This window comes from Mesorhizobium sp. ORS 3428 (assembly GCF_001854785.1).
Taxonomy (GTDB): Bacteria; Pseudomonadota; Alphaproteobacteria; order Rhizobiales; family Rhizobiaceae; genus Mesorhizobium.
Genome location: NZ_MDFL01000077.1, coordinates 1 through 1,894, shown reverse-complemented (window position 1 = coordinate 1,894; position 1,894 = coordinate 1). Strand labels below are relative to the sequence as shown.

Sequence of the window (1,894 nt, the reverse complement as noted above, 5' to 3'; positions counted from 1 at the left end):
GTCATTCATGCGGGCGCGATGTCCATTCTCTGGTCCGTTCAAGATGCCGGGGAGAAGCGCCCCATTGGCATGCGCCGCCTTTCAATGCCAGTCATAGCCGTTGTCTTGCTGAGCTGCATTGGAATCGGCGCGCTTTCAACCCTTTTTTCCCTCTACGGCAGCGCCAGTGGATTGAGCGCCAATCCTACTGACCCCGCACCTAAATCGAAGGTAACCATCAACCGCCCTGGTGATCAGAGCGTCCAGTTAGCGGCGAAAGCGCTGCAAGACGAAATTGATCGGGCGCAGTTATTCGATATCAAGATCCAATCCGCGGACAGTGTTGTTACCGCCGAGGGCACCGTCACGCCTGCCTTGGTCGCCAAGTGGCAGAAGATCCAACAGCAGTTCGATCAACGCACGAACGGAGCGCTTACACTCGTGAACGGTGTGGTGGTCAAAGAGGACAAGGCGCCATCCGCAATCCCCGTTGAAGCTGTTTGGCGCGGGAATCTGCCACATCTTCTGATCGGTGGGCAGAAGTATTTCGTCGGAGCTCTATTGGATAATGGATGGATGGTCGATCGGATTGAGGACGCTCAGGTGCTGCTGAGCCGAAATGGCCGCGTTGCTGCGCTCCCTTATTAAACTTCCAGGTTCGGTAGGAGAACTCCATGGTCAAGATGTCCAGCTTCCCTGTCGGCCCCGGCGCCTCGGCGCGCGATCTTAACATTGAGCCTGCAGGAGCAGCCGAGCCGGCCAATGAAGAAGCCAAGAATATGGAGATCGATCGCGCTCATGCAAATAGCAGCAAGAAGCACGCATCTACTTTGCGTCGTGCGCACACGCACGATATGCCGCCCGCACGCACGGCCAACGGATTGTTGGGAATTAGTGAAATCGAGGCGGTCACGTGCATCAGCCCAAGCGAGAGCACCCACATCAGTGAGGTCGACCCCCGCGCTGCAATGGCCRCTCTTTATGGCAATACTCTCGCAGGTAGYCAGCTCTCTTTCATCACGCCACGCCTGCGTCATCCGGAAATCCTGCGCGAAGGGAAGCGTAGTGTTCTTCTGGAGCGCTTGGTCAACGCATTGGCGGCGGTACCTGAGGATTCGGTGGCGCGTGAAGGTATTGCCGCCCTCCAAGAAGAGTTCCGGCGCCTGGTGCTGTTGCGACTGAACCGGAACAGCTTAATCAAGGCGAGCGAAGGTCGACCTGGATGAAGAATAACACTTCAATGTTGGGCTATCCTGTCGGGACACACCTTGCCAAAGACCGGTGAAGTCGTGCTGATTTCCGAGCAGGAGCGAGATTTGCTCTGCGCCCTTTCCTATACCCACCTTGCGTGCGGGCAGAGCGCCCAAAGCCTAGCCTTGTTGCGGCTCGCCATCAGCGACAATTCTCAAGATGTCAATCTGCTACGGATTTTCGCCTATGCCTTGATTGCTGAGGGGCTCGGCGACGAAGCACTGACGATCCTGGACAGGTTGGACGTACTTGATGACCAGCAATCTTCTCGCGTCCCTTTGACTCTCATGCGTAGCCATGCGCTGCTGCGAGCCCGTCGCATGGACGAGGCGCGAGCGGTTTTCCAAAGCTACGTTTCACTTCGCAGCAGCACAGTTCTTCTCAAACAAACATAAAAAGGTCGCGATGGCGAACCTAATGCGCAACTTCATCGCGCGAGCGCCGGCCAACCCGGACCTAATGGTCGCGTTAATGCTGCTTCTGGCGATCGGCATGATGATCATGCCAATCCCAATCGCGGTCGTTGACKTCCTGATCGGATTCAACCTCGGATTCGCCATACTTCTTCTCATGGTTGCCCTATATGTCGGCACGCCACTTGAACTTTCTTCGCTGCCCGGCGTCATTTTGATCTCTACGGTGTTCCGCCTCGCGCTTACCATTG

General features: G+C 56.4%; 4 protein-coding genes. All 4 read left to right on the top strand.

Annotated elements, in window-relative coordinates:
* Positions 1-627: SctD/MshK family protein (locus ORS3428_RS08455; RefSeq protein WP_210185686.1), on the top strand; the 627-nt coding region annotated here is incomplete at its 5' end.
* A 26-nt stretch (positions 628-653) separates the two neighbouring features.
* The gene (locus ORS3428_RS08450; protein ID WP_071096396.1) at positions 654-1,205 is read left to right on the top strand and encodes a hypothetical protein; all 552 of its coding nucleotides are present in this window, start codon (positions 654-656) and stop codon (positions 1,203-1,205) included.
* 42 nt (positions 1,206-1,247) lie between these two features.
* Positions 1,248-1,625 (top strand): tetratricopeptide repeat protein, encoded by a 378-nt coding sequence (locus ORS3428_RS08445; RefSeq protein WP_052457890.1) that lies wholly within the window; start codon positions 1,248-1,250, stop codon positions 1,623-1,625.
* A 10-nt stretch (positions 1,626-1,635) separates the two neighbouring features.
* A partial coding sequence (locus ORS3428_RS08440; protein ID WP_172833665.1) for an FHIPEP family type III secretion protein occupies positions 1,636-1,894 on the top strand: 259 nt, incomplete at its 3' end.